The following is a 24,851-nucleotide window of genomic DNA, read 5'->3' as shown; positions in this document are numbered from 1 at the left end:
TCAATTCAAAAATCTAGCCTCTGATCCATTAATCCCCTTCGTTACCTCAATCCTGTTCGGAAACATATCCTTAACCAAGTCAATATGCGATATTACAAGTATCTTCTTGAACTCTCCACTTAAGCCTACTAGGCATTCTTTCAGTTGCTCAATTCCAACGTTGTCAAGTACGCCCCAACCCTCATCAATAATCAGTATCTCAAGACATGCTCCCGCCCTATGTGCCAGCAATTTCGACAGCCCGATCCTTAATGCAATATCAACTCTGAAGCTTTCACCTCCAGAATACATCTCATACTTTCTTTCACCATCATTATCCTGGATTACAATATCCAGCGTTTCAGCCAATCTATCGGACGTTTTCAGTGCTCTCTGCGTCTCCATTCTTACCTGCATTCCTGAGGAACTAATCTTCCCAAGAACCTCGTTAGCCTCATCCTCAATAAACGGAATCGCATTCTCCACGATAAGCACCGGAATCATCCTGAACGCTTCTTCAAGTGCCTCTGATACACGCCGCTGGTCTCTGATTCCAACCACCTCACTCTCTAGCTTTTCTATGCTCTTTTTTAACTCTTCCATCGTTGCCAGCACGTGTTCAAGCCTACCGATGTCTTGGTTGGTAGTATCCCTGTGTCTGCTGAAACCCTCAACCTCAGCATGGATATTTTTCAGACGATCCTTTGCGTTCTCAATAGTCAAAACCTTGTCAGAATACCTGGATATCTCCTGATCAAGTGCTACCAGTTCTTTCTCAGAAGTCTGCATTTTGGTATCAACCTGTTTCTTCTCGTTTTCTAATAACGGCAGTTCCTCAACAGCCAGTTCGATTTCAGGCATCATTCCAACAATCTCTCTTATTTTCGTCAGTCCTTCCCTAGCAGTCGCAATACGTCCTTTCATGGCTAAAATCGTTGTCTTTGATACCTCTATCTCTTTACCCTGCCAGTCGTAATCCTTCGTCTTATCCTTGAGCTTATCGAGTGCCTCTTTAGATGGAGGTTTCCATGCCGGGTCTTCAAGCTTCCTCAATCTCATTTCTAAAACAGGCAATGCTGCCTTGACCTCAAACGCATCCTTGATGAACTTACAAGCTTTTTGGTACTCTGCGTTCTCAGAACATGGCACCTCTCCCAATCTCGCAACGTCCCTATTAGCTCTCTCAACATCCCTGCGTGCATTGGCAACCATATTCGCATGATCCACTTCGTCCATTTTGACCTGGCTCTCCAGCTTAGAGAGCTGTAGCTTTGCCATCTCTATTTCTTTATACTCGTTTTCAAGTTCACCATGCCTATCTTCGAGTACGGTAAGATTCGATTCGTGTGATTCCATGTCCTTGAGCCTATTCTTTTCTTCTTCAGCCGCCATACGGACATCATTTTCCTTATCGAGTACCTTCTTGAACCTCTCTATCTTTGCAAGTATCCCACTCCTTTTTACCGACAGTTCCTTGACCTCATTCGACAACAGGGAACGTTTCTGCTTTTTTGAGACGAGGTCCTGAATTTCTAATTCGAGCGCCTTTATGTCTCCAGCAAGATCATCCCCTTCCTTCTCTTTGCTCTGTATCAATTCATTCATTGAGGCAAGATGCTCACGCCTATCTCTTAGCTCCTTCTCTGTATCAACTCTCGTAGCAAGGACCTCCTGGCTCTTACCAACTTCAAGGCGAATAGTCTCTTCTTTTCCTTTCAGAGCATCGGCATCACGTCTTGCAAGCTTTTCCAGTTCTCCATACCGTTCGAGATTCAAAATCTTTGACAGAATCTGCTTCCGTCTATTTGGGGGCGCTTTGGTGAACAAACCACTCTCGCCCTGCCTCAAGACAGTCGAACTGATAAGGGTCTCGTAGTCCATCCTGAGAACCCTTTCAATAGCTTCTTGCGTCTCTGTCAGGGACCCTCCGAGCGATTTCCATTCGTCGCCATTCATAACAGCAAAACCCAACTCAGATTTCCCTTTGGCAGTTTTTAAAGACCTCTTACGTATAACCCGGTAACGATCTCCATTAAGCGAGAACTGAAGCTCAACCGTGGCACCATCACTACCAAGTTTTACAAAATCATCTATACTCGAACTTCGTGCCCTCCCATACAGTGCCCATAGGAAAGCATCTATCAGGGAGCTTTTCCCGCTCCCATTCTCTCCTGTTATTATCACAGCGTCTACAAGCTCGAAGTTCAATGACAATTCTTTATAGGAAAGAAAATTATCAAGTCTTAGCTCTTCAACGATCATTTAACTTCTCCTTTCTTACCCATAGCTTTCTGCAATACTCCGCTATCTCATCATACGGAATGCCAAGAATTGCATGAAGGCGGTCAATCGCCCGGACAGGCACAGAAAGACGATCTTGGAATTTACGCAGTTCTTTCTTGATTCGATCCTCATGTGCTTTTGTTATCATTTCAGCCCCCTAGCCGTGCTTCTAACAGTTTAGCTTTCTCCTTCATTGGACCGAGGATCTCTCGATATTGATCATTCACCTCCACAAAATTTTCTATTGCTCTATCAATCGTCATATCAACAGTCGCTTCCTTGCTTCTTCTTCTGGCTTCCCTCGCAATCACAACCGAGTTTTGGAGATATGTAAACGGCTGTCTCGTAAACAACTCCTTAGCCTTCTCATACTCTTCCTTCGTAACCTCATCCTTGATTCGTACAATAGTCTCCTTGTCCACTTCAGGTTTCTCAGCCATGAACTCCACGAACTCATTTAAGGTAAACGTTCGATATGACCTGGCAGGGGTCTCAATAAACTCAATCAAAGACTCCTTTCCTTTCTCGATGGTTACTACCCTGAATCCTTTCAGATCCTTCTCGTCACCAAATCCTTCTCGGTTAATCGATCCAGGGTAGAATTCCTGACTTAAATGCAGATGCCCCAGGGCAACATAGTCCGCCCAAGTCAAACACTTCTTCGGAATGGATATGTCGTGCATCGGCACAATCTGCGACTCACTATACATAGCGCCTGCAACAGTGATATGACCGAGTATTATTGAAATCCTCCCCTCGTCTCTCTGCACCTCAAACCCTCTCAGAACCTTCTGTAGTATTGAAGAGACAACTCCATTCAGTTCCTCAATGGTCAAATTCTTGTACTGGTCGTTGGTTCTTAAGAGTGATGGGGTAGGATAGGGAAGCGTAAAGACTTGGCATTCATCAAGATCGATAATCTCAGGTATGTCTGAAAAAAACAGGTTTGGGTTCCTTAAATACTTGAATGGAATTAGACCATGACTTCTACCACTCTTTGCAACGTCGTGATTGCCTGGAATGATGACAATCCTACAATGCTTGGCAATCTCGGTCACAGTTTCCAATGCTAATCTATACTCTTCCGGTGTCGGTTTCCAAAAGTCGAATACGTCACCGGCGTAGAGGACAAGATCAATGCCATTGTTCCGAACATAATTTATGACAACGTCTAGACAACGTGCAGTATCGAAAAGAGCAAGATTAAGACCCTGCCTCTCAATTACTTTACCAGCAATAGACCTTCTATCAGAAATGTGCGTATCGGCAAGATGAAGCAGTTTCACGTTTACCTCCATTTACCTGCAAACGGTTTGCAGTAGCCAGGAGAAGTGAGAAGGGAAGGGCACAATATTTTTCTCCTGATTTTCGCCTGTTTTTGTCGTTCAGAAGCAAGTTTTGAAACGTGGTTTTAGTCAAAGGGCAACTCCCCGATGTCGTCCATTTTCTCAAGCCGTTCGTAAAACAGTACACGATGTTCATCAGCAAACTCATCAAGAGATTTCTTCAGTTTACCTGCGTCGTATCCCTTCCTTTTCATCATAGCCTTGAGAACGCCTATCTGTCCATTTTTGTCAGCCGCTAGAAAGTCAGCTTTATGATGGCTCATGGCGTCTTCGGACTTCTCTTCGAGATTCTTTTCAGTATCGCTCTCCACAACCTCTTCATGCGGCACATCAAGTACCTCTCCACCATTTATCAACCCCATAAGCGTAGCATCTCTATCCTGACCGAACAGCAGCCCGGTAGCGCGCACCCCTTCTTCAATCAGTGCATGTTTAACAACTGGATCAGACAGGTCAAAGTTAAAACTAATCTTGGGCACCACAAAAGGCTTTTCAAGCTCAGTTTTCTTGTACGTTGATTTCAATGCAAGCAGGGATCTTATAGTCCTCAACATGGCTCCTGTCTGAGCAAGGGCGAGTTTGTGCTTGCGCTTCTGGAGTACGTCTCTTCGGACACAAAAGTCAACATACTCCTTCTGGCGCTTTTCACTATATGGCTTGCCATCATTATCTTTTAAGTTCTTCGCCTTCTTCGTGTACTGTTCGACAAGTTCATCTTCGATGACTTTGATGTTAATCTCTTTTTCTCCTACTACAACCCTCCAGCTACCATCTTCTTTCTTAACCGCTCCTACCGCCTTATACGAACACATGTAAGGGTCACTTCCATCATCTGTCCTACCAGAGTTTCTGTAATCCCATACAATACCTGCGGCATATGCAATCTTCTCATGCCCAACCTTTGACAGGGCAAGGTCGGTATTATCGTTGATTTTTTCAGAATCCCCAGCTGTGACGTACACATCACCATCTTTTGGGTATGGGCTGATCCTGACAATCTCAAGAACAGGCTTTTGGAACGCTCCTATCTCTTGGATCGTTTCAGATGGTAGCAATACGTTGTAATTCTTTTTCTTGTACTCACTTATCTGTTCAGTAAATATAGCCAATTCCTTTCCCATAATTCCTTCACCTCACTTTTTCCTTGACATCTCCTTCGGCAATATGCTAAAAGAGACCTAAGATTTGCTTTTAGGGGATCTACTTTTTCTTGGCCGGGAACGTAGATCCCTTCTTTTTTTCTTCAGATACGTTACATAGTAGCCTTCAAGTTTGGGTCCATTAGAAGCCAATGCTTTAAGCTCTTCTAACGTTCTCAACCTTCTCACCTCCTCTCTGCGTCATCTTAGGAACATCAGTATACCTAAACCTCCCGCAATAACTCCTAAAACGAACATTGTTATCATGTCAGCAATCACATCAGACCGTCTGTACACCTTCGGCCTGACCATCCTGATAAACACATCTTTCATCGTCCCCTTCCTTCCTTGCCTATCTCACTGCTGATAACTTGTCTTGTCTCTTCAATCTCACATTTTGCTATGTCCAAAAGGCGGTCAAGTATCTCAGTTTCTCTCTCATCAATCTTTCCATCTTCCTTTGCCAGTCGATAGGCATCTACTACCTTTGACACAGCCAAAAAGTCATCATTGAACTCAACCTCAACAGTAGACATTGGAGCTCCTGTACATTTCTCCGCACGGATAAAGTCATATCCGTCCGGTTTGAGCAACTCCAGAATTTCTATATCCTGCGTGACTGTAAAGATTCGTTTCAGTATTTCTACCGGGCAAGCGTAAATTCCTTGGCAGTACTTGTAGAGGGTGGATACAGGAAGGCGAATCTTCCTGGCGACTTCTTGTAGGCGGTACCTTTTTTCATAAATCAGGCACCTGTAGAGGACATGTGCCGATAGAGCAAAGTGCTTTCCATTACCGCCCTCGGCAATTGCAAGAGTTTTCATTCCTTGCTCTCCAATATTTACCTTACTTTTACCTTGAAACTGAGATTTTATTGTGGTTTCATTATTCCAGAATAGCATAATGCTAACATGTAAATTACTGAGTATCCTTTGTAAAAAAATATTCTGGTTCAATTCCCAGTTTCTTAGCCAGAGTATAGATCCTCTTTGGGGTAGGCGTACATTTACCCTTCTCCCAATAGTGAACAAGAGCAGGGGAGACACCACAGAGTGTCGCTAGGTCCGTTAAAACAAATCCTCTCTTTATTCTTATTTCGTAGATTCTATCAGGATTGAAATCACTCTTTTTCATTCGAATACCAACTTTTGGTGTTTTTATTTGAATACTAACATGTAAATATCTATGTGTCAAGAAAAAAATTCATTGAATTTAAAAAAAAATCAAGTTAATATAACCAATCATGTCGATTTAAGTGGAGGGATGGATGGAAGAATTCAAAGACATCATAAAGCGGCTAAGAGAACAATCCGGGCATACTCAGTTTTCCGCATCAAAGGCAATAGGAAAAAGTGAAGCATATTTCGGTAACATAGAATCGGGGAAATTTATTCCTTCAGAGAAAACGATAATAGACATCGCCAAACTATTCAACACAGACCCTAGAGAAATACTCGAAGCAAGAAGGCAACAGAAAGAACCTTCTGAAGTGAAAGAGTATCTCCAATCTATAAAGTCAGAGATAGTAAATGAAGTCAAACAAGGCCTGGGTCTTAAACGCATGAACCAAGATGAAGAAATTAAAGGTCTATTCAACGACTTCAAAGACTTCGATGAGCTTTCAGAAAACGATAAAGAGGATGTAAGGCTAGCAATACGACACGTAAGGGAAGTGATCAAAAGAAAACGTGATCGGAATAGGTGACCATGTCACTGACAGAGGAAATTATCTATAGTCTGGAATCAAAGATTCCAAAATACAATAAGACTCCTCTGAATTATGACGACTTTGAATCTTTATGCGAAAAAGAGGGCATCATCACATATCAGTGTAAGATCCCATGGAATGGCTGGTATCTCGTTATAGACGATCATCCTTGTATCATTATCAAGAAACGGTTAATGGAGGGGCACAAAACCTTTGTAGGATTCCACGAATACTTCCACTTCAAATATCACCCTGGTACAACCCACTTCTACCTGGCAAGGAACTGGCTGAGCAAGATTGAAAGACAGGCAAGTATCCTTGCTGCACTAGCAATTATTCCTACCTGTTGTCTAATCGATGATATTAAAAACAATGAAGACATTTCGGAAAAATATAGCGTACCCAAGTACCTGGTTGACTTTAGACTGGATGTTTATGATGGATACAGACAGTTGAAACTTAGGAGGTAGGGGGGCTTATGCGCTATATAACAATCCTGGTCATAATACTAAATCTTTTGGGTTGCTCCACACTAAACAGCAGAATAGTCGTATCGTACAAAAAAGCCATTGAGACTCAAAAACTTGACCATGTAAAATTGGCTTTTAACATCCAGGACCTCCGGGAAGACAAGGAGATATTCGGATCGGACTTTAAAAAAACTTACGATGCAAGCAGATTTGATGTCATAACGGTTCTACAAGGGAAACCGGAAGTTGACGTAGATAAAAATCTTTCGAGACTATTTTACAATGCCTTTGAAGACAGGTTGCAGGGCTTTGATATTGTAGGCAAAGACCAAAATCCATCATTACTGTTCAATATATCAATCCTCATTTTCAAACTCGATTTTAAAAAGGGACATTGGATTGGAGACGTTATTTATGATGTCAAAATCTTCAAGGAAAAGGAGATGTTGATTGACAAACGAATACGCGGATACTCTACAAAACTCAATGTATGGGGATATAGAAGTGGCGAAGCGTCAATTAGTGAAGCCTTTTCAAATGCCATCAATAGCCTGGAACTAAACCTAATTAAGTAGTAGAGGATTCTTCTTACAATGGCACTTGGGTTGCATCAAGGGTGCATATCTCAACTGATCAAGTCAGTGGCCGAAAATCTCACCCACATCCGAGTAAACAAGGGTATCTATCTAGATACCGATACGATATTAGGTCTTGATGCCGTTGATGAGATACTGCCAAAAACTGGAAAGCTCAGGGATAAACTAGATCAGTATGCCGGAGAATCACCACTCTTTGATTTTATCTACGAAACAATAACTAGGGACATTGGGGAAAGCGGCACATACAACCCAGATAGCAAGGGAATCCTGTTAAATACGCTTCCTGGGTATGAAGACTTGCATGCAGTCGCAAGCAAATTGATCAGCGCTTTTCAAAGTCTCCCGTGGTCGTACTTGATCTCATTTGAGCTTCCTAGTAACATCAGCCAGCAAATGCGAGAGGCAGTGGGCCACTATAAGTTTGACAGGGATTTTAGAATCGTTTCTCCCGATGAAACCTTTGACACTACCTATCCGTTGCAGTCTAGTAATAGAAATAGGTATGAAAGGTTACATGGTCCTGGAGGTCTTCCTTCAGGATTGGGAGTCTACACAGGATATGTACCGGATCAGTGGAACAAACAAAGCTCATACTTTCATATAAATACTGAAGGCTTCATCGGTTACATCCAGGAAAGCGCACCTGTACGGGAAGCAATTTCCAAAATAAAAAAATTCATAGGGCTATCCTTAGCGGTTCGCTTGATGAAAATAGGCAAGGAGCCAGTCATCTCCCCATTTGGGGTGGGATTGCCTGCCGTGAGAGGGTTGATTGTGCATCGCCAACTGGGAGAAAACTGGGAGATATGGACTAAATATAACCTTCCCTCAGACCTTTCCGGGGTACTTGACAAGCTTGAAATAGATGACCTTAACGGTCACCTTGACAGAGAGGGAATGAAAGGGATGATTCAGAGCAGGCTTCTCATCGTATCAACAGCATTTCAAAATCCAGAGAAGGCCAAGCCTATCTTATTGGCTTCGCAGTGGCTTTTAGACAGTTATTTAGAAAAAAACCAACTACTATCATTTGTTCAGAGCATGGTAGCAATGGAAATCTTACTTGGAGAGCAGCACAAGCACAAGACTGACCTCCTTAGTATAGGGGAACTGTTAGGGAACAGATGTGCCTATCTCATAGGAAAGAGCCATAGCCAGAGAGAGGAAATTCTCAAAAACTTCAAAGATATCTACGACGTCAGGTCGAGGATCGTTCATAGAGGCAAGAATAGACTTAGCTACGAAGAACTAGCGCTTTTCAGAGTACTTCAGTTGATGTGCAGACGAGTTATTACTAAGGAACTTGAGCTAATTATGAGAGATGAAAGCAATGCTATGTAAGTAAGCAGCGTTAAAAAGGCGATAAATGAAACGATCAAGCATGATTAAGATGCTACTCGAATGTCCAATTAACTACTTGCATAACATAGCTAATTCAGCCGACACAAAAAGCCGCACGGCTGATTAGAACTGGTTAAATCAGGAGAGAATATGGAGAAGAAACTAAAGCACCTTGAGATGATTCAAGACATAATTAATCGGATGGCTCATTGTTCCTTCTTGCTAAAGGGCTGGAGCGTTATTTTGGTTTCAGGTCTCTTTGCTCTCGCGGCCAAGGAGACCAACCCCCTTTTCGTGTACCTTGCTTATCTGCCTGCCATCGCCTTTTGGATACTCGATGGGTATTACCTATACCAAGAGCGGCTCTACCGATGGCTCTACGACCAGATACGAGCACGGGAACAAGACGATATCGACTTCGGAATGAACGCGGCCACCTTCAAGGGCGAAGGGAATGCAACGTGGCCCGAGAGTATCCTCTCGAAGACGATGCTCCTATTCCACGGCATCCTCATCCTTACCATTGTTGTAGTTATGGTTTTCTGTCTGATCATAGGAGGAACTAATGGCTAGAAAGACATTCATTAGTTACAAGTACAGCGAGGCCCAGGGCCTCAGAGATAAGATCATCAAGGCACTTGGCGATGATGCAACATACTACCAAGGAGAGACTGCAGATTCGCCAGACCTAACTGACACATCGACGGAGAATATCAAGAAGAATCTAACGGACATGATGTACAATACATCCGTCACCATCGTGGTCATCTCCCCCAATATGAAAGATAGCAAATGGATTGATTGGGAGATCGAGTACTTGGTCAAAGAAATCACTCGAAAGGGACGCACATCCAAGGCAAACGGCGTCGTGGGCGTTATCCAAAAGGTCAACGGCGGGTATGACTGGTTGGTCACAACTACGAAGAAGCCCGATGGATGCTCAGTCAGGTCTTACGATACATCCAAACTTTATGACATCATCAACAAAAACCGCTATAAGCGCAAAGGGAACAAATACGCATGCGCTAACTGCAAAACTTACAGCCAACTAGACGGATCGTATATCTCATTGATCGATGCTGAAGAGTTTTTGGCCGTTCCAAAGAAATACATTGAGAACGCCTTCGAGAAATCAGAAAAAGCAGACGACTTCGATCTGACGAAGCAAAGGTAGGCTGCCCAACAAAGGGGACCAAGGAACTGTGCGCCCGTTTTTCGGCATCCTCGAGCCTAATGCCTCACGGTTTGGATTTTTCAGCAATTTGAGAATTCTTGGCTTTGCAAAGGGCTTCTAAACCTAGGTTGCCATTTACTTCGGCGTTATAAAGATGAGTATTATTTGAGGTTTTTTATGAGTGATCAAAAATGTCCAATATGTTCATCAATTGTAACGGAATATAAGGGAAGGGGATATGATGATTTCCATGACTATAATTGCCCGGTATGCGGACCATTTACTATTACACGCAAAGCCTTGTATAATCTGAGATCAGAAAATTTAACTGAAAAAAAATCAGCAGTTCTTAGCTATGCCATACGAAGAATGCAAAAGCAAAATTCCCGGCCTCAGATTGACTCAAAAATACTCGACAAAATACTGGAAAACAATTACTTGCCATCCCCCGCAGAACAGGCCGATAATCTGGTTTTATGGATAGGAGATAATATAGAAACCCCAGGGCTTGAGATAGACGTTAATCCTGATTTGCATAAAGCGATTATTGGAGCCATAAACAACCATAACTTCCACTTTATTGTAAGCTCCCTAATTGAGCAAGGTCTCCTTATTAGCAAGAGCGACATGGTCAAGCGTCATGTAACTCTTTCTTTTAAAGGTTGGCAGCGTTATGAACTTATAAAAAAGGGGGCATTAGATAGCCGGAAAGCTTTTATGGCAATGCCGTTTGAAAACGATTTAATTGATAAAGTCTATAGAGATTACTTTAAAAAAGCGGTTGAGCAAACAGGGTTTAATCTCTTTAGAATTGATGAAAAACCAAAAGCAGGGTCAATTGACGATCGACTAAGGATTGAAATTCGTACAGCTAGGTTTCTAATTGCGGAACTTACAGATAGAAATCATGGAGCTTATTGGGAAGCAGGATTTGCAGAGGGACTTGGTAAGCCTGTCATTTATACATGTGAAAGCTCTTATTTTAAAAATGAAGGGACACATTTTGATACAAACCACTTACACACGGTATTATGGGAACCCGATAAATTAGACGAGGCTGCAGAACGATTAAAAATTACTATAAGAGCCAGCCTACCTGAAGATGCAAAATTAGAAGACGATTGACTTTACTTTATGATCAACAAATCATACCTTTAGGCAAAAAGAGTCAAGTAAAGATTTATCCTACCACCGAAAATGGTGTGGTTCTAAACCCTAATCACAAAGGGGCTAATTATGAGGGCGTCTTTTCTTAATTCCTGAGATTACAGGGCTAAAAGGAAGGACGCTTTTTTATTTTTAACTAAAGGAGGAAATTATGAGAAAGTTAATTGTCTCAGTGTTATTAGTTTTATTTCTGGTGTCACTTATTGGTATTACGTTTGCTAAAGATGTCCACGTAAAAGGCTATTATAGAAAAGATGGTACATATGTTCGGCCTCATATAAGGTCTGCTCCAAATCAATATAAACAGGATAACTATGGTCCCTCGAAAAGTTCTTATGAGTTAATGAATCCCAAGAGCAGAGATTATGATAAGGACGGCACTCCTAATTATATGGATAGAGATGATGACAATGATGGGGTATCTGATGATTTAGACAGATGGCAATACAATAAAAACGCCCCAATTTTTGAGGAAACTAAATAAATTTAAGGAGGTCTTGTTATGAAGAAAATTAGAATTTCAGTATCTTTACTTGTTTTAGTGGTTTTCTCAGTTATCTGCTTAGCCATTGCAGCTGATTATAAGTATGTCGGTTCTGCCAAATCTAATAAGTATCACTTTCCTAGTTGTAGATGGGCATTAAAGATTAAATCTGAAAATTTAGTGACATTTAAATCTGCAAAAGAGGCTTTAACAGCGGGATATATACCCTGCAAGGTTTGTAAACCACCGACTACAGATTGATTGGAAATCAATAGTATTATTAACCAGATACGGATATGTATTTTATGGGACACAAATATGCGTCTTTTTTAGGAATTATTGCGTTTCTTTTTCTTTTAACAGGGATTTTAATTGCACAAGACTTTTACCCCTGCACACGAGTCGTTGATGGTGACACTATTGTTGTCGAGATAGATGGAACGCATGAGAAAATAAGACTTATTGGAGTTGATACCCCTGAAACAGTGCATCCATTAAAACCCGTTGAATATTACGGCAAAGAAGCATCTGAATTCACAAAAAACATGGTCGTAGGCAAGCAAGTCCGTCTTGAATATAATTGGCAAAAAAGAGATAAATATGGAAGGTTGCTTGCCTATGTCTTCCTAACAGATGGCACTTTTGTAAACGCTGAGATAGTCAAACAGGGTTATGGACACGCTTATACGAGATTTCCTTTCAAGTATCTTGATGAGTTCAGGAAATATGAGAAGGAAGCGAGGGAAAAGGGGTTGGGGTTGTGGGGGAAACATAGGAAACGAAAATAGGAGGTAGTTTCCATGGTTCAATCAATTGATGGTTATCTTATTAATAATGCATCGTTAGAGCCTTGGGGTTTTCTTTTGAAAGACTGGATTTGGGTAGTTGAGAAATATGTAACAGTTTGTAAAGGTGATGCACCTTACTGGTACAATGAAAGAGCAAATACTAGTATGCTTGCTGCTGCAGCTTGGCGTTCAGGCTTTGTGGCCGTAGAGGCATATTCGGATGAAAAAAAGGTGACTGCTGAATCAGAAGAAATCTATAAGGGAAGAGTCGATTTATGGATAGGCACCAGTGAGGAAGAGTGGTCTATTGAAACGAAGTACGATGGAGTTAATTTAAAGACTTTACAGGCTTCGAGTCAGATAGAAAAGACAATCCTTAAAGCAATTGATGACATTAAACGTGTCCGTTGCAATGGTGGTATTGGGGTCGGTGTTGCTTTCATTGAACCCTGTATCAAAAAAGAGGAAGCAACAAACCTGGACAATGATATCCAAGCCTTCATAAATATGATTCTTCCAAGACAAGATCATGCAATTGCTTGGTGTTTTCCCAAGATTGTGCGTCAACTAGAATATAAGGGTTGCTACTATCCTGGAATAATATTAATCGCAAATGTTCTTGATAAATAAACGTAACGGGGGAACAAGAATCAAGAGTTTGTGTTACTCTAACGGAAAGTTTGATAGACATCAGGCACTCCTACTTTTCTGATAAATGAGGTACCCCATGGCAGAAAAATTAGACATTCGAGAAATGGTGAGTACTGAAGACCTTTTGGTGTCAGAAATGGTAACAACCGAGGCACTTATAAACGTTCTAGATAGGAAAGGCATAATCACCAAAGCAGAAGTACTTGAGGAAATACAGGCTGTAAAGGAAAAGATGCTAAAAGGTGAGATAGACAGGATTAAAAAGAGGTAACGGTGAAATATAAGAGTCAGGACCTATCAGAGAGAGATAAGCACACTATCATTAATCCAAAATTTCTTAAGACCATCAGTCTCCTTGAATTCTGCCACTCCGTAGGCGGACCAAGCCGTATCCATATCAGGCAGATATATAAATACAGTCACCTCTACTTCATCACGCTTCTTTTTGCGTACCTTCATCTTCTTGATACACTGGCGATATATCTGACTAGCTGTTTGTTCTAGCTGCTCTTTGCTTGGAATACCATCTGCCTGAACAACAGCCTTGAGCGCTATTCGTGGTGTCCCGGCATAACTTATATCCTTCTGCTCAACAACCTCGTAGCACAGGCTATCTCTTACCATTTTAATCGTTTCTTTTCTTCCTTATTTTATTCTCCATACTCTAAATCCACCATCGACAGTTCTCACTTCATATTCTCTGCCTTTAGGCGAATATTTTTGTACGCATTCCCAAAAACCACTCCGCCTATTTACCACCCCCATAGATACCCAATCAAGTAATGGAATAAAAAAAGAATCATCAATTTCCATCTTAGTGAAAGGGAATTGAAACTCCTGTATTTCAGGAATCTTAATGTTTTTTTCAATAATATAATTTAAACGATAAATTTTATTAGAATCCATATTCCTTTCCCCTCTACAAGTACGCTTTTACAGCATCACAGATTATATGCCTCATATCCTTACCGGTCTTATCCTTCAATGCTCTCAGTGCAACAGTAACAGACATGGGCAGGTGAACCGTGGTCCTGAACTCTGGTTCACGGACATCAAGATCATCAAGCCAGTCAATAAAGTCAGCCCAGGTACTAAACACTGTCTTGTCATCCAACCATATTCGGCTAATTCGATCCTCAAGCTGTAATATTACCTCATTCTCATCATATCCAGAAAATTCAGAATTATCATAATCCTTGAACATATCAGGAGCCATACTTTCGTTAGAGACCATCCAGGAACTATTAGAGCGAGCCTTCAAAACAAGAACATCAGAAAACCCTTTCACTTTAATTCTTAGATAGACAGGAGACTCCATATTACCATAAACCGCATTTAACCTCTCCGCTAGTACCTTTGGATTACCATACATTCGCATCCTCCGCATTCTAATTACCTCCTGCAACAGAAGGTAATATGTTTTATACTTTATGTCAAGTGGAATCTATCGGAAACATCAACCATCTTTTATCAACTGAATAACCAACCTACCATCCTCAGGCACCACTTCCACCTTAGCTCCTGGCTTGAACCCAAACTTCAAAAGCCATTTACCCTTTAGCCTGATTTCAGAGTGACCCCCACCTCGAAATTCGTTATCGTAGTACCTTTCTATCACCTTTAACTTGCGCTTCATTAATCCACCACCCCATGTCCTTTACAATTATATTGTTAACAGATTAGATTCTATCGTAGGAATATAAAAACAATCACCAACATTTTTATCATAAGTTTCTTTCCCTTCAAACGACATTACTATTTCTTGCTCAGGAGCCGGCAGTTGTTCAAAAGGCTTAACCCCATAATCTGCAGGGAGCCAATGTTTGCCTTTACAAGCAGTAATATTAAATCTACGCCTCATTCCTTCATTCCTAAAAACCAGATGTATTGTCCCCTTTTTATAGACCGTAATCTCAAAATAGGTAGATAGCACTTTCTTGGTTTGTCCCCTATCAAAAGCCCCTCTTAATGCTTGAGCTATTGACAAATAACGATTATTCATACCATCAAAATAATTCATAACCACATCAATATCACTTAACTTTCGCTCTGTATCATAGCCCATTCTCCACTTATTGAATATATTGTCCCAAAAATAGAAATAGGGCAAAATGACTTTCTGATTTACATAAAAGGCTTTATTGGTTTGCCATCCATTAAAATAATGGATGTTTTCTTCGTAAAGTTTATTCTTATCCCATGAATGCTTTATTGTCATCATGTCAAATAGCTCGACAACTGCCTCTGTGAGGGTCTTCCCAAATCCATTAATTATATTGAGGACAAAAGTCCTAATATTGTTTTCTGTAAAATCCATATAAGACCGAGCCTTTAACTGATGATAAAAAATATCTCTTTTTGCTCTGGTCAGTCTATTTTTAATTACGTCGAGATTTAACACCTCTTCCCAATACGACTTTCTTACCTCTCTTAAAAAAACATTTAGCTTGTCTTGCATGATCTGAGTTAAGGTTTCATCATTATAGTATTCCTGGCATTTTCCATCTTTGCTGGCTAACTTTATGAACTTCGATATGTGTTTGTAGTTTTTGTAGTAGTTAATCAGGGTTTCACTTCCCACGGAAACAACTCTGTTGAAATCATCCACCATGTTTTGTATATTGTTCAGCGTTGCTATTTCATAAGGGGTCTCTATCGTTTCTTGCGTATCCTTGGCTTTATCATTTGCTCCCTCAAATAAATCTTCTTCAACACTCTTTACTATCTTGATATAAACCAAAGCTACCTCAACACCGGTTTTTTTCTCTGCGTCCATAAAACCATTTTGGATATATTCAATCTCTGCCCCTAATTTATTTAACTGCTTTACAAGTTCTTTTCTAGTATTTGTATATGGGTTTTTAATGGTTTCTGCATTCAAGAGAAAAATTATCTCCCCACAATACATTATCTCAATAGCTTTGAGTAAATGTTTATCCCCTTCATCAAAGGGAGGATTTGCTATTATTACATCGTATTTATCTAGCCCAACAAAGTTAAGAAAATCACTATCAACTACATTAATATATTTCCCCCACAATGTAGCTCGTAGGGTCTCATCTATCTCTATAGCGTCAATTTGAATACCCCTATAATCCCAGTTGTTTTGTAAATATTCAACAATATCCCCTTTTCCGGCACTAGGTTCGAGGATCATTAATCCGCTTTTTCGTGTTATTTTGCCTACCATCTTTTCTATTAATGGTCTTGGAGTAGGATAAAAAGTATCATTTATCATGGGTTATTTCCTTTCTCATAGCAAACCATATTGTTCTTGGTTCTGTCCATCATAATCATTCAACCATCAGGTTAAGAAACGCAAAACCATCATTTATCCCCTCAAGAGCCTTCAGGATCAGATCAATTTGCCCCTTTGTCATTCCATCGGCACTTTCATGTTCTTCCTTTAGCCATTCAACGTCATCCATATCCAGGCAGAAGACAGTCCTCTTGTAGGCACGTGCGTGAAGCATGTCAAGAACGTCCGTTGTTGGAGCGTGAACAACCATCTTGTTGTGATCCAAGTCATAAATATCCATAGCTATCCTAACCTCCTTCACTTTCCTGCTTATAGCCAAAATCCCTTGTGTTCAAAAACGGTTTCATCTCCGCTATCTATACGAACTCGAATTTCTATTGCCTTATTTACTACTTTTTCAAAGGTATCTTCTTCTATATACCCCTCGAAAAGTTTCCAGTTTTGCCAGCCTCGTATAGTGGCAGTGAAACGTCTATATAATATGTCCTTGTATCCTTCTCTTTTTTCATCATAGCTTTCTGTGATAGTGGCTCCTGCTACACATTTATGTCTGCCTATTATCTTCAAAACCATCCTCCTTAAACGAGTAATATCTTTTTGTGTTATTGCCAATTATTATGTGATCTACCAGCTTAATACCAATTATATCACCAGCAGACGCTATCACCTCTGTTATACGTTTATCAGTATCAGATGGAGCTACTTTTCCTGATGGATGGTTATGTCCAACAATTAGTGCAACAACACTTTTGAGGATCGCCATTCTAAAAATTTCCCGAGGATGTACTACGCTTTGGTTTAATATGCCAAGAGTTACCAATTCGACATATTTAATGCAGCTAGCTGCAGTGAGCCCTACTACCCAAAAGTGTTCCTTGTCTTGATCTAAATCGTTCTCTCCGTTTAAAATCAATTGAAGTACTTTTGCTACTTTTTGAGGTTTGGTTATTTTCATTCCCTCTTTTATTTGAATCTCCATTTTATTCTCCAATTATTCTTACAGAGACATAGGCATTATGCAAAATACTGCATCTTCTTCCTCAACGATGACAACAGACCTATTATCGCTCATCTTTACAACAAACTCTTCCTTTCCATTTCCAACATTAAGCATATCCAGAAGATACTTGCCGTTGAACGCTATCGCCAACGATTCATTGCCAATATATGTGACAGGGATTTCATTTGTTCCTACGCCAGAATTATCAAATGACCTTATATTAACGCTACCCATATCACCATCTCCAAACTCAATCACGATCCTGCTGAACGATCCTACAGCCTTTAACATTTTTATAGTTCTTGCCAGTTCTCTTCTCTCAAAAACTACGGTTTTCGTAGTTTCATCTGAGACAATGCTTTCATAATCAGGGTATTCCCCCTCTATCAATCTTCCAAACAATATAATGTCACCACACTCAAAAACTATCGTACCTTTATTAACTGTAACTTTTATCTCATCGCCTTCCTCGTCTTCTAACCACTGGAGATTATCCATAAAGTCTTTGGGAACAAGAATATTTCCCAAACCAAAATCCTTTCTAACCACTGCCATTCTATGACCATCCATAGCAACCACATCCTTACCAACATAAACACCATTAAACCTAACATTAGCGTAGTATGCATCTGAAGGAAGTGCATGCATGACCTTCCCGACTGCCTCTAGAAACTCACTTTTCAGTATAGGTTTCATGCAATCTTCTGGCATATCAGGCATTTTCGGAAAGTCCTCAGGTGTAAAGTTTATAGGCATCTTAGCCTTATATGTCCCGGCATGAACATGAGCACAGTCATCACCTGTTTCGACTTCAAGATATTCACTATTAACGTTTGTAGCGATTTTCAATAACATAGCATGATCTAAAACTACCTGTCCTTTTTCATGCACCTCAACATTTCTTAACTTTATGCACATACCTGTTTCAAGGTTTGTCGCAATAATGAATATGCCATCATCTTTAACCTCAAGAAGACTATGCGTAAGGATAGACAGCGATGCTTTACTACCAGCTACCTTTTTAAGCATAGGCAATTTGCCTTTTAATTCCTTTCTTCCAATTTTAATTTTCATCTATCACCTCGTTTTCCTTAACTTATTTTCATTCTATCCAATGTCAAATTATTTTAGCTGCAAACCGTTTGCAAAGTTGGGGGAATGGTAGGGTAGGGGGTAAGAGTTTACCCTCCTGTTTTTCCTTTGTTTTGTCATTTAGAGTCAGGAATTTTCATCGGTAAGAAAACCCTATGGTCCAGTCTGTTCAGCCTGACACGCCTTGCATGTACAATTATCGTCATACCCATGCCATTCTTCCTTTGCCCTTCGTGAATACTCACACAACACCTCAAGCAACTCAGCTTTCGTTTCATCATCCAGATCGCTAGCAAGTATCTTTTCCCCCATCTCGGCTAGTGTCATAGTGCTCCTCCTGCAACGTTGCCAATACTGAGACTACATTGCTCCGCATCGCCTTTTGTTCCCAACATTATTTTCGTCACAGCATCAACAGCCGAATCTATTCTGGACCTAATCCCATCTGCTGACATCTTTATCAGATCCTCGTACATTTCCGCCTTTAAACGAATAGCATTAAATTTCTCAACCCTGTTTTTCAATACATCAACAGTGGGGTTATCGAACCCTTCAAGTTCAGCTACAACTCTTTCTATCTCCTTCTCAACTTGGGTCGTATAAACCGCAAAGATGTTCTTCCTTGTCTTCTCCGTGTCAATAATAGGGAGCGAATACACGACAGAAGACCACGACATCATTGGGATCAACTGCTCAAGTTTCTTGACGGTATCCTCATACGTAACAGGCACAAAGTAGACACCACCGCCTTCCCGGATTACTGTTGGGTTCAGGCTCCTTATCACCCGGACGACTATACTCCTGACATCATCCGTTGTGTAATACAGCATGTAAAAGTCATAGTCTTCATGGATCTTCTTGGTTTTATCTGTCTCAGTCGTACTGTGGAATACTCCAGTTCCTTTGTCCAGAGACACCCTTGCCTCAAGCGCATAGTCGAGGTTCATGTTTTCCATATCGGCCTTTTCGTTGACAATGCCGTGGACGATTATGTCACTATCGTCCAAGATCAACCTGAGAAGCTGCGGATCAGATACTTTTCGATTGTACTTGATTGCCTTCCTGTAAGCGGAATCATTCGTTATTACCGCCGGCAAGTAGTTTTCCCCGAGGCCAACCTGCCTGAACATATTCTCAATATCATCTCTCCTAACCTTTATGTTACTTAACGACCACCAGACTATGTCACCAATCTTTGGGAAATTTTGATACTGCCCTTTTACCTTTTCTAGCTCAAATCTTTTCTCCATCTTGTTACCTCCTCTATTGTGGTTTATTATATTGTGAACGCCAGATCAATTGCTTCACCATCCCTTGACAAATCCGTCAGTGTCGCAACATCATCAGAGAACAACTTCAGTGTGTAATCGCTATTCGGGTTAATACCGACATTGAGCAAAATCGAGAAGCACTTAAACTCCTTGCTTTTCTTAATCTCCAGATACTCGGCAAGAAACTCTTCGCTAACACCACATTCACCATCAGTACAGAATACGATATCAGCCTTGTTCCATTCAGATTGACTGATCAAGTCCATCGATTTATGAAGCGGAGCTTCAAAATCAGTACCACCACCGAAAAACCACGATGCAGCTTCAACAACAATATGTGGGTCAGTCTGTCCATTAACAAACTCGAACGTCTTAATCTGATCCTTGTTTCCAAAATGGATAACAGCCATATTACGTTTTTCCTTGCGAGCAATAGTCAAAAGCCCTAGCATAACAGCCTTGCTCCATATCTCATTCGCTCCTTCCATAGAACCACTGCTATCACAACAGAAGACTATCGGACCTCTTCCTTTCTTTTCAACTCCTTCCATTCGGTACTGCAAGAGCTGTCGTTCGTGGTACTTCCTCATGAAGTCCATCTTAAGAATAGGGTGGGCAAGCCTTACCAGTTCAGAAGGAACAATTCTTCCAAGATCATTCCCAATTTCAAGCTCAACTATCTCATCAACTCCATGCTTCGTCTTCGTAGCCTGCTTATGCAAAGCAATCCTCTGAAATCGTCCAGCTATCTTCGCAATCTGTTTCAGCTTATTCGATCTCATAATCTCCCTGCCCAATTCGAGCTTCTGGTCAACAGGTAACAGGCAAGGCTTACCCGGCTCAGACCCCCATGTGTCCAGGAACTCAGATGTCTCCTGCACGTCATTCATAGCTTCCTGACACACCTTTCTCATTATTCGTCTAATATCGTCCTTTTTGCCATCGAGTAACTTTTCAATTTTCTCTCCATGATTTCTTACTAAGGCTTCTACCTCATTAATCTGCTTATTCAAGTTTTCAATCATTCCATGGTACTTCTGCTTTTTCTTGCCTTTAGCCTGACTTGATAGGTCATCCAAGCTATCAACTTCTGTCATCATACCTTCAAGAAACCTCTGAGCTTTCATCATCATATTTGTTTCATCAGTGACATCTTCGGGAAGTTGCGACAACACCTTGCCTCCAACGCTTAGCACCCCCATAGCAGAATTAAAATCATCAAGCTTCGTAAATTCTTTTAGGTTCCTAAACTCTTGCGTTCCCATGGCTTCCTCAAGCAGCACCCTATTCAGCTCGTATGCGGGAAACAGTTCCTCAGACATCCGTGGTGTTATCTTGTACAGCGCAGAGTAGAAATCCTGCATGAGTGGGCTGAACGTCGAAAAGAACGCACTACCATCCTCTTCAAGCCGTTTCAACTCTTTCGACTCTTCCTTAATCGAACCAAAGGACAGCCTATCGTAAGCATCATTTCTGATTACAAACTCTCCATTATTTTTATCCATCATCTTCTCCAACAAACCTACAGCCTCTTTTTTTCTATTCGAGACCGAGGCACTTCTGGACTATGACCTTGTTGAACTCCTTCACCTTCTCTCGTACTTCTTCAGCCTTTGTCATACCACCAGTTGCGTTCTTAATCAGACTATCGATCTCAGCTCTTAGTTTCTTCAGTTTTGCATTTGCCTCGATCCCAAGCTCTGTTGTGCCATTAACCACTGCATCGTTGTAGATTTCGGTAGCCTGGTCCAATATTTCCATTGCTCTCTGGTTCAACGGATTTGCAATCGAGTTAACAATCCTGGTTACAACCTTTTTCTGTTCAGGGTACGACCACAGAATGTGATGTAGAATTTCAAGGTCCTCTTCAACAACCTTGCTACGCCCATTCAACAGTGCAAACGCCTGAAGACATGTCAGGCTATGCTTCCACCTACGATCGGATACGATGATACCTTCCTTCTTCAATTCACCACGTAGCTTGATAACCATTTCAATCAAATCATCATGGATTTCAACTTTCACAACCTCGGCCTGTAGTTTTTCCAACTCCTGAAGGCTCATCATCTCCTTCGTAGGTCTTTCTTCCAACAGCAGCATCTCCTTGAAGCCTGAATCCTCTCCTATGTATCCAACCTCATACCGAAGCAGAAACCTATCGTACAGTGCTCCAAGCTCCTCTCCATGGGGTAACTCGTTGCTAGCACCAAACAACGAGAACAGTGGAACAGGCATTGGCTTCGAGTCGTTGTGGTAAACACGCTCGTTTACGATGCTCAGTAAGCTATTCAGGATGGCCGAGTTTGCCTTGAAACAGTTATGCGTAACCACCATCACTCTGCCAGCCAAAAACAGATGATCCTTTGAGTCAACCGCAATACATCTTACCGGACGTGACTTTACCTTTTTGACAGACACAACTCTGATATGGCGTCGCTGTTTCAAAGGGGGAATATAAACTTTCCTAGCCAGAAACGGAGGCATACCCGGCGTTGCCCTAAAATTTACCTTCCAACATCTCTTATGCCGCCCTTTAGCTCCTACCCTTTTATCGTTGGTTAGCCTTTTTGAACACCTGATTCCTAAGCTATTAAGCAGTTCAACTATGCCGTCAACGATGTTCTCATTCGTATTGCTAAACGTACATGTTCCTCCCTTTTGCATATATCCATCCGTATCCATTAACCCCTGTACTAATCGCAAGCGCTGACCAAGCGAGCTACGTAAATATACCAACGGGACGCTCTTGCCACTCCCCCTGTAAACACTTCTGGAAAGCAGCAATCCTGCATCTCCCAATTTGGATCGTAAGCCAGTATCTCCCACGGAAATAGTTCTCAACTGTTTGGAACAATTTGCCCTTTCAACTATTCTTGCCTTTGGCAGTGACTTCCGTATCTCTGCTAGAGCAGCATCGGCCCACTCTCTCCGCATTAAAATTTCACCGTTCCACGAATTACCATTACCCAACCATAGCCCTAAAACATACGGGTCTATTGGTAAGTCTTGCTCCGGTAGCTGGACAGGCTTAGGAAGTGGAAGCTGCAAGAATCCGTTCTTCTTAAGTTCATTTGCCATTTCCAAAGTCGTTCTAACCTTGAAAGGAACCCTATGATGACCTCTACCTCTTCGACATAGCCAGTTATGCCCAGCATCAGCTACAATAGACTCTCCATTCTGTAAAGTCACTTTATAACAGTCTCTATTTGCTGCTATCTCCGTCATGCCTATTACATTGACTAGACTTCCATTTGCTCCGAAGATCGTATCTCCTATTTTAACCTGTCCTACCGTGCTCCATCCTTCCTGCGTTGCTAGTGGAGTATCCAAGTCAAGAGCTTCGTCCAAGAACCCAATATGAGCTTCCGGTAACTTCCCTGCAGTTATCCTTTTGTACTCATCCTTCTCCAGGTGGCTTAGCGAAATCGGCCCAAATATCTCTTCCGGTGTACTGAACTTCGTGAGTAGCCACTGGAAATACACGGCACCATCCACCCTGAGACAGAGATCATTGCAGAGCAAACTCTTAGCCGTTCCTGGAGGACCTATCATCAATAAGTGCTGTTTTGCCAACACAGCAACAAGGCATCCATCAACAAGCTCAGACCGTTCAACAAAGTCTTTCCTCATTTCCTCTCTTATCTTTTCTATTCCCATAATCTCACAACCTCTCCGCTACTACTGATTGCTTAGGATCAGCGAAGCCTTGATGTTTCAAGTTCTTTGCCCATAGACCATTCGCAAAACTTGCAATACTTTTCTGCAATTTTATGTCTACAAACTCCTGACCACCTTTATCATGTACAACTCTTTGATAAATCCCAAGATTATGCTGTGTGTACTCCACTGGTACCCAATCATGATCCATCATATCAAACACGATGTCAGGGTCCGCCATGAGGTCACCGTTCTGCTCGTAGTAGTGAGCAACAGATACCCGTCCTCCACCCAATCTTTCAATCACAAGTCTCATAAACCCAGGACTTTCAATTCTTGCATGGAAAAACTCATCCTTTCTAAACTTATCTATCAGCCCATGGTTCGTAAGGATTTCTTCTACAACTTTCTTCATCCTTGGCATTACACCCCTCCTTTACTTATGCCATTCCCCTCAATCAATCGAGCACTTACGGTACATCTCAAGACACCAGTCGCTCTCGTTCATCTCCCGGACATCCCTTACCTTAACAAACAGGCAACCACCAAAGAAGTAATACCCTCCATCTTCATCATCACCCTCAACCCCATAGAACCTACTAGCGTAGTCTTCAGCCTTTTGTATTGCCTCTTCAATGCTACCAGCCCTCACCAGATGGTCATAGCTGTATTCTTGCTCTCCATTCCTCTCTTCTAGCGTGAAAGCGAAGAGCCTTCCTTTTCGGAATGGATTTTCAGGCCACACTTCCCTGACAAAATCAACAACAACCTTTCCATACGGATCATCCTTCGTAGGGGCTCCAATGAACACACAGCTCTTTCCATCGTCGTCACTCAACGTAAACTCCCCCCAACCACCTTCAGATAGAGAGAATGCCAACATCTTCAAGAAATCCTTATCGTTTAACATATCCCATTTTCCATATGTATCAACCTCAAGTGTGCCACCATTTTCAGGTGTCCACTCTACTGTCTCGAATCTGTTCTCAACTTTATCTTGAATAAACAGCCATGCTTTTTCAGATAAGCCAGTTACGGTACCACTAATTTCTATATACCATCCCATGACTCCTCCTTATTCCTTCTTCCAGAGTTCGTCCTGCTCTTTATCGCCGATACCACAGACACGAAACGCCTCATCAGCCAAATGAGCAACGAGGTCGGTATCAACCTCTTCTGTGGAAATATTGTAGTTTTGCGCCAGAACCTCTCTAATGCTATCCTTCATTACATCCCGAACACTGTTCCCCTCCATCTCATTGCTTTCACAACAGACCTCATCTTCGCATTCCTCACAGATATGCTCTCCATCAGGGAATGGATATCCCATCTCTTTTCGATATTCATAATTATCTGATACAAATATCCTATTAACAAACCTTCCCGAACCAGGAGCCACACTTTTGCCACACTCGGCACATATTTCCTTATCCATTGCCATTC

General features: G+C 41.5%; 35 protein-coding genes. 12 read left to right on the top strand and 23 right to left on the bottom strand.

Annotated features, from left to right (window positions below; genetic code table 11):
• The 7 genes from AB1401_00795 to AB1401_00765 form a co-directional block, all read right to left on the bottom strand.
• Nucleotides 1-2,241, bottom strand: coding sequence for an SMC family ATPase (locus AB1401_00795; GenBank protein ID MEW6614001.1), 2,241 nt, complete (start codon nucleotides 2,239-2,241; stop codon nucleotides 1-3).
• A complete protein-coding gene (locus tag AB1401_00790) occupies nucleotides 2,231-2,410 on the bottom strand; it encodes a hypothetical protein (GenBank protein MEW6614000.1) in 180 nt (59 codons plus the stop codon). The genes AB1401_00795 and AB1401_00790 overlap by 11 nt, the downstream gene beginning before the upstream one ends.
• Before the next feature lies 1 nt (nucleotide 2,411).
• Nucleotides 2,412-3,548 (bottom strand): exonuclease subunit SbcD, encoded by a 1,137-nt coding sequence (sbcD, locus tag AB1401_00785; GenBank protein ID MEW6613999.1) that lies wholly within the window; start codon nucleotides 3,546-3,548, stop codon nucleotides 2,412-2,414.
• A 125-nt stretch (nucleotides 3,549-3,673) separates the two neighbouring features.
• Entirely contained in the window at nucleotides 3,674-4,729 is a 1,056-nt protein-coding gene (locus AB1401_00780) for a hypothetical protein (protein MEW6613998.1), read from the bottom strand.
• 219 nt (nucleotides 4,730-4,948) lie between these two features.
• Complete coding sequence (locus tag AB1401_00775) at nucleotides 4,949-5,080, bottom strand: hypothetical protein (protein MEW6613997.1); 132 nt, start codon at nucleotides 5,078-5,080, stop codon at nucleotides 4,949-4,951.
• Nucleotides 5,077-5,571, bottom strand: a complete 495-nt coding sequence (locus AB1401_00770) for a hypothetical protein (GenBank protein ID MEW6613996.1) — start codon at nucleotides 5,569-5,571, stop codon at nucleotides 5,077-5,079. Before AB1401_00770 ends, AB1401_00775 begins: the two co-directional genes overlap by 4 nt.
• Nucleotides 5,572-5,665: 94 nt before the next feature.
• Nucleotides 5,666-5,881: a helix-turn-helix transcriptional regulator gene (locus AB1401_00765; protein ID MEW6613995.1), complete on the bottom strand. Its 216-nt coding sequence runs from the start codon at nucleotides 5,879-5,881 to the stop codon at nucleotides 5,666-5,668.
• Between the two features lie 133 nt (nucleotides 5,882-6,014).
• On the opposite strand from AB1401_00765, the gene AB1401_00760 reads away from it, so the two are divergent.
• From AB1401_00760 to AB1401_00705, 12 genes are all read left to right on the top strand, one after another.
• Nucleotides 6,015-6,452: a helix-turn-helix transcriptional regulator gene (locus AB1401_00760; GenBank protein ID MEW6613994.1), complete on the top strand. Its 438-nt coding sequence runs from the start codon at nucleotides 6,015-6,017 to the stop codon at nucleotides 6,450-6,452.
• Nucleotides 6,453-6,454: 2 nt separating this feature from the next.
• Nucleotides 6,455-6,925 carry an ImmA/IrrE family metallo-endopeptidase gene (locus AB1401_00755; protein ID MEW6613993.1) on the top strand — a complete coding sequence of 157 codons (471 nt, stop codon included), beginning with the start codon at nucleotides 6,455-6,457 and terminating at the stop codon, nucleotides 6,923-6,925.
• 8 nt (nucleotides 6,926-6,933) lie between these two features.
• Nucleotides 6,934-7,500, top strand: coding sequence for a hypothetical protein (locus AB1401_00750; GenBank protein MEW6613992.1), 567 nt, complete (start codon nucleotides 6,934-6,936; stop codon nucleotides 7,498-7,500).
• Between the two features lie 18 nt (nucleotides 7,501-7,518).
• Nucleotides 7,519-8,865 (top strand): hypothetical protein, encoded by a 1,347-nt coding sequence (locus AB1401_00745; protein ID MEW6613991.1) that lies wholly within the window; start codon nucleotides 7,519-7,521, stop codon nucleotides 8,863-8,865.
• 150 nt (nucleotides 8,866-9,015) lie between these two features.
• Nucleotides 9,016-9,438 (top strand): hypothetical protein, encoded by a 423-nt coding sequence (locus AB1401_00740; protein MEW6613990.1) that lies wholly within the window; start codon nucleotides 9,016-9,018, stop codon nucleotides 9,436-9,438.
• Nucleotides 9,431-10,039 (top strand): TIR domain-containing protein, encoded by a 609-nt coding sequence (locus AB1401_00735; protein MEW6613989.1) that lies wholly within the window; start codon nucleotides 9,431-9,433, stop codon nucleotides 10,037-10,039. The genes AB1401_00740 and AB1401_00735 overlap by 8 nt, the downstream gene beginning before the upstream one ends.
• Before the next feature lie 177 nt (nucleotides 10,040-10,216).
• A complete protein-coding gene (locus AB1401_00730) occupies nucleotides 10,217-11,164 on the top strand; it encodes a hypothetical protein (GenBank protein MEW6613988.1) in 948 nt (315 codons plus the stop codon).
• A gap of 193 nt (nucleotides 11,165-11,357) precedes the next feature.
• A complete protein-coding gene (locus tag AB1401_00725; protein ID MEW6613987.1) occupies nucleotides 11,358-11,690 on the top strand; it encodes a hypothetical protein in 333 nt (110 codons plus the stop codon).
• An 18-nt stretch (nucleotides 11,691-11,708) separates the two neighbouring features.
• Nucleotides 11,709-11,951 (top strand): Ada metal-binding domain-containing protein, encoded by a 243-nt coding sequence (locus AB1401_00720; GenBank protein MEW6613986.1) that lies wholly within the window; start codon nucleotides 11,709-11,711, stop codon nucleotides 11,949-11,951.
• A gap of 44 nt (nucleotides 11,952-11,995) precedes the next feature.
• Nucleotides 11,996-12,478 carry a thermonuclease family protein gene (locus AB1401_00715; GenBank protein MEW6613985.1) on the top strand — a complete coding sequence of 161 codons (483 nt, stop codon included), beginning with the start codon at nucleotides 11,996-11,998 and terminating at the stop codon, nucleotides 12,476-12,478.
• Nucleotides 12,479-12,490: 12 nt separating this feature from the next.
• The gene (locus tag AB1401_00710) at nucleotides 12,491-13,108 is read left to right on the top strand and encodes a hypothetical protein (GenBank protein ID MEW6613984.1); all 618 of its coding nucleotides are present in this window, start codon (nucleotides 12,491-12,493) and stop codon (nucleotides 13,106-13,108) included.
• 97 nt (nucleotides 13,109-13,205) lie between these two features.
• Nucleotides 13,206-13,400, top strand: a complete 195-nt coding sequence (locus AB1401_00705; protein ID MEW6613983.1) for a hypothetical protein — start codon at nucleotides 13,206-13,208, stop codon at nucleotides 13,398-13,400.
• 26 nt (nucleotides 13,401-13,426) lie between these two features.
• Here the strand turns inward: AB1401_00705 and AB1401_00700 are convergent, their stop codons facing one another.
• The 16 genes from AB1401_00700 to AB1401_00625 all read right to left on the bottom strand — a co-directional run bounded on the left by AB1401_00700 (nucleotide 13,427) and on the right by AB1401_00625 (nucleotide 24,849).
• Nucleotides 13,427-13,753, bottom strand: a complete 327-nt coding sequence (locus AB1401_00700) for a hypothetical protein (GenBank protein ID MEW6613982.1) — start codon at nucleotides 13,751-13,753, stop codon at nucleotides 13,427-13,429.
• 21 nt (nucleotides 13,754-13,774) lie between these two features.
• Complete coding sequence (locus tag AB1401_00695) at nucleotides 13,775-14,035, bottom strand: hypothetical protein (protein MEW6613981.1); 261 nt, start codon at nucleotides 14,033-14,035, stop codon at nucleotides 13,775-13,777.
• Nucleotides 14,036-14,048: 13 nt separating this feature from the next.
• Nucleotides 14,049-14,516: a hypothetical protein gene (locus tag AB1401_00690; protein MEW6613980.1), complete on the bottom strand. Its 468-nt coding sequence runs from the start codon at nucleotides 14,514-14,516 to the stop codon at nucleotides 14,049-14,051.
• 69 nt (nucleotides 14,517-14,585) lie between these two features.
• Nucleotides 14,586-14,765: a SymE family type I addiction module toxin gene (locus tag AB1401_00685; GenBank protein MEW6613979.1), complete on the bottom strand. Its 180-nt coding sequence runs from the start codon at nucleotides 14,763-14,765 to the stop codon at nucleotides 14,586-14,588.
• Nucleotides 14,766-14,792: 27 nt separating this feature from the next.
• Nucleotides 14,793-16,367 carry a DUF4942 domain-containing protein gene (locus tag AB1401_00680; GenBank protein MEW6613978.1) on the bottom strand — a complete coding sequence of 525 codons (1,575 nt, stop codon included), beginning with the start codon at nucleotides 16,365-16,367 and terminating at the stop codon, nucleotides 14,793-14,795.
• A gap of 55 nt (nucleotides 16,368-16,422) precedes the next feature.
• A complete protein-coding gene (locus AB1401_00675; GenBank protein ID MEW6613977.1) occupies nucleotides 16,423-16,668 on the bottom strand; it encodes a hypothetical protein in 246 nt (81 codons plus the stop codon).
• Nucleotides 16,669-16,697: 29 nt separating this feature from the next.
• Entirely contained in the window at nucleotides 16,698-16,955 is a 258-nt protein-coding gene (locus AB1401_00670; protein MEW6613976.1) for a hypothetical protein, read from the bottom strand.
• Nucleotides 16,933-17,367, bottom strand: a complete 435-nt coding sequence (locus AB1401_00665; protein ID MEW6613975.1) for a JAB domain-containing protein — start codon at nucleotides 17,365-17,367, stop codon at nucleotides 16,933-16,935. The genes AB1401_00670 and AB1401_00665 overlap by 23 nt, the downstream gene beginning before the upstream one ends.
• A gap of 18 nt (nucleotides 17,368-17,385) precedes the next feature.
• Complete coding sequence (dnaN, locus tag AB1401_00660) at nucleotides 17,386-18,462, bottom strand: DNA polymerase III subunit beta (protein ID MEW6613974.1); 1,077 nt, start codon at nucleotides 18,460-18,462, stop codon at nucleotides 17,386-17,388.
• 171 nt (nucleotides 18,463-18,633) lie between these two features.
• Nucleotides 18,634-18,807 (bottom strand): hypothetical protein, encoded by a 174-nt coding sequence (locus tag AB1401_00655; GenBank protein ID MEW6613973.1) that lies wholly within the window; start codon nucleotides 18,805-18,807, stop codon nucleotides 18,634-18,636.
• On the bottom strand, nucleotides 18,804-19,730 hold the full coding sequence (locus tag AB1401_00650; GenBank protein ID MEW6613972.1) for a DUF6744 family protein: 927 nt from the start codon (nucleotides 19,728-19,730) through the stop codon (nucleotides 18,804-18,806). The genes AB1401_00655 and AB1401_00650 overlap by 4 nt, the downstream gene beginning before the upstream one ends.
• Nucleotides 19,731-19,756: 26 nt before the next feature.
• Nucleotides 19,757-21,271, bottom strand: coding sequence for a VWA domain-containing protein (locus AB1401_00645; GenBank protein ID MEW6613971.1), 1,515 nt, complete (start codon nucleotides 21,269-21,271; stop codon nucleotides 19,757-19,759).
• Nucleotides 21,272-21,290: 19 nt separating this feature from the next.
• Entirely contained in the window at nucleotides 21,291-23,408 is a 2,118-nt protein-coding gene (locus AB1401_00640) for an AAA family ATPase (protein ID MEW6613970.1), read from the bottom strand.
• Between the two features lie 4 nt (nucleotides 23,409-23,412).
• Entirely contained in the window at nucleotides 23,413-23,832 is a 420-nt protein-coding gene (locus tag AB1401_00635) for a hypothetical protein (protein MEW6613969.1), read from the bottom strand.
• A 30-nt stretch (nucleotides 23,833-23,862) separates the two neighbouring features.
• Nucleotides 23,863-24,474: a hypothetical protein gene (locus AB1401_00630; protein MEW6613968.1), complete on the bottom strand. Its 612-nt coding sequence runs from the start codon at nucleotides 24,472-24,474 to the stop codon at nucleotides 23,863-23,865.
• A gap of 9 nt (nucleotides 24,475-24,483) precedes the next feature.
• On the bottom strand, nucleotides 24,484-24,849 hold the full coding sequence (locus tag AB1401_00625; protein ID MEW6613967.1) for a hypothetical protein: 366 nt from the start codon (nucleotides 24,847-24,849) through the stop codon (nucleotides 24,484-24,486).
• Nucleotides 24,850-24,851: the final 2 nt, after the last annotated feature.

Source organism: Thermodesulfobacteriota bacterium (assembly GCA_040757775.1).
In the GTDB taxonomy this organism is placed as follows: Bacteria; Desulfobacterota; UBA8473; order UBA8473; family UBA8473; genus UBA8473.
This window is presented reverse-complemented; position numbering and strand designations above follow the sequence as displayed.